Source organism: Bacteroides sp. AF34-31BH, from assembly GCF_003602795.1.
GTDB classification, from domain to species: Bacteria; Bacteroidota; Bacteroidia; order Bacteroidales; family Bacteroidaceae; genus Bacteroides; species Bacteroides uniformis.
Map to the genome: position 1 here is coordinate 1 of NZ_QTLV01000032.1, position 2,444 is coordinate 2,444.

Genomic DNA, 2,444 nt, shown 5'->3' on the forward strand with positions numbered 1-2,444 from the left:
CCGATGATGAACGGCGACTTGACATCCCCCAAGAAGAGTACCGCCACAATGCAGATGAACAGGAAACCCAACGACAAATTTTGCTGAAGATTGGAGATGGTATAGTCCAGCAACTCCGTCTGGTTACGGCTGATGCTAAAATCAATGTCGGGATATACTTTCTTGAAGTAGTCCATCGTGCTGTTGATGGCAAGCTTCATGTCTTCCATATTCTCGTCCGCCTGCTTGATGACGGCAAGGGTAACGGCACGCTTGCCATTGCTCATGGAGACACCTTTCTCCTTGGCAGGAACAATCTCTACCCGGCAGAAGTCTCCCAAGCGGATGATACGTCCTTCCTTGCGCAGCAGGATGCCCTTCACGTCCTCCTCTGTCCGCAGCAGGGTGGAGAACTTAATGTTGTATTCGTAGTAGCCGTCGCGCACGGTCATGCTGCCCGGCTCCACGTTGTTTTGCGCCAGCACGTTTTCTATGTCTTCAATGGAGAGCCCCAACACAGCAAGCTTACCCGGGTCGGGCACAATCTGTAACTGGCGTTCGACCAAACCCGTGACATCCACCATTGCCACTTCCGCCAACTGCTCGATGCGACGCTTTATGACATTTTCGGCAAACTCGCACAAATCAAGAAACGCGCGTTCGTCCACCTTGCCGTATGCACTGTCGTTTTTTAGGGTCAGATTGAGGTAGAAGACAGGAATGTCCGTCGCACTTGCCTTTATCACCTTCGGGCGTTCGGCATCCTTGGGCAGATAGTTCATGGCGGCGTCAATCTTCTCGTTCACTTCTATGAAGGCAAGGTCGGTATTCGTACCGAAGTCGAAGCCCAGGCGGATGATGCCTGCACCATCGCGCGTCTCGCTGTCCATGTCCTTCAGTTTCGCCACCTGGATGAGCTGCTGCCGCAGAGGTTTCACCACCGTATTCTCTAATTCACGCGCCGAGGTATTCTGCGCCGACACCTGCACTGTAATTTCCGGGATGGCAATATCGGGCAGCAAGGATACCGGCAAGGTGAAGTAAGTCACCAGCCCGACAATGAAGCATGCTGTAAATGCCATCAGTACGGCAATAGGCCGCTGTATCAAAAACTTTATCAATTGAACTATGAATTTTGAATTACCACTTATCACTCATTATCTATCAACCACCTTCACCGATGCTTCATGTGCCAGATTCACATTTCCCGTCACAATGACCGTATCGCCTTCTTTCAGGGCATCGTCGGCCATACTATAGCTTTCCGCATTCTCCAGACCGGTCTGCACATAGTTCCACTGCGCCTTTCCGTCTTTCAGGGTAAACACCACCTGCTTGCCCGAACGCAACACCACGGCACTCTTCGGGATTACAAGCTGTCCGCCCAGAGAGCGGTGCACGTTCACCCTCACGTTCATCCCACTGAACAGCCGTCCCTTGCCATTGACGGCAGCCTTCACCTTAACCATCCCCTTGTCATCCACCAGAGGATTGATTTGGGTGATGCGCCCCTCCTGCCTAAAGCCGGCATCCGAATAAGGGGTAACAATCACCTTGTCGCCACTCTTTATCAACGGCAGTTCGCTTTCCAGCACCGTGAAGTCCACCTCCATACCTTGAGTGCCGATAATGGAGCAGAAGGCTTCCGAGGTACTTGCCTCGTTGAACGGTTTGGAGAACAGGTTCGCCACTACCCCGTCAAAAGGCGCAACCAGCGTGGCGTGTTCCTCTTCATACGCGGCAAGCTCATACTGGGCGAGGCTCTGGTCGTAACCGCTCCTCACGCGGGCCAGCTTCATGATGTCAGCAGGTACTTTGGAGGCATCCCCCACCGGATAGCCTTGCCCTATCAATACATCCTGCAACTCAAGTTCCGCTTTTTCCAAGGCATCCTTGGCCTGCGCGGTCTTGTTCTTCAGGCGGAACTTATCCAGTTCGGCAAGTTTCTGCCCTTTGCGCACCGGGTCACCGTTCTTCACGTAGATGTGTGCCACTACACCGGTGGTCTCAAAACGCAAATCCGCCATGGCACCGGCGGTTACTTTTCCGTTGCTCACCAGTTCATGCTCAAAGGTCGCCCGCTTCAGGACTTTCACGGTCACTTCATTGCTTTCACTTGGCAGGACGGTTGCCACCCCTTCCTCGGACTCTTTTCCCTTTCCGGCATCGGAGCAGGCGGCAAGCAGGGCAACGGCCATGCATAGCAGGTATCGATAGTTCTGTGTCTTCATATTCATACTCAATTATAAATTGATAAAATTAATCGTTTCAAAAAAACGAACCGATATTTGCATGTGGACACTTTTTTCATAGCACTTTAGCAATTAGTTCGCTCATTATTAACACTTTCCGTTTTTATTCATCTTTTTTGATATGGACAAAAATAAGCTGAATCTTTTTTATTTCCTCCCTCATCTGTCGTATTGCCGTAGAATGCACTTTCGGCTCTTTCGTCAATACCATCC

Annotated in this window: 2 protein-coding genes; both read right to left on the reverse strand. The window is 51.3% G+C overall.

The features are described 5' to 3' along the window. Nucleotides 1-1,100 (reverse strand): efflux RND transporter permease subunit (locus DWZ67_RS19905; RefSeq protein WP_133302960.1); only part of this gene is annotated, 1,100 nt, incomplete at its 3' end. Nucleotides 1,101-1,136: 36 nt separating this feature from the next. Beyond that, entirely contained in the window at nt 1,137-2,210 is a 1,074-nt protein-coding gene (locus DWZ67_RS19910) for an efflux RND transporter periplasmic adaptor subunit (RefSeq protein WP_034529001.1), read from the reverse strand. Nucleotides 2,211-2,444 lie beyond the last annotated feature (234 nt).

Coding starts and splice junctions, on each gene's coding strand:
- DWZ67_RS19910 (WP_034529001.1), bottom strand. CDS start 2,210: ATGAAGACACAGAACTATCGATACCTGCTATGCATGGCCGTTGCCCTG.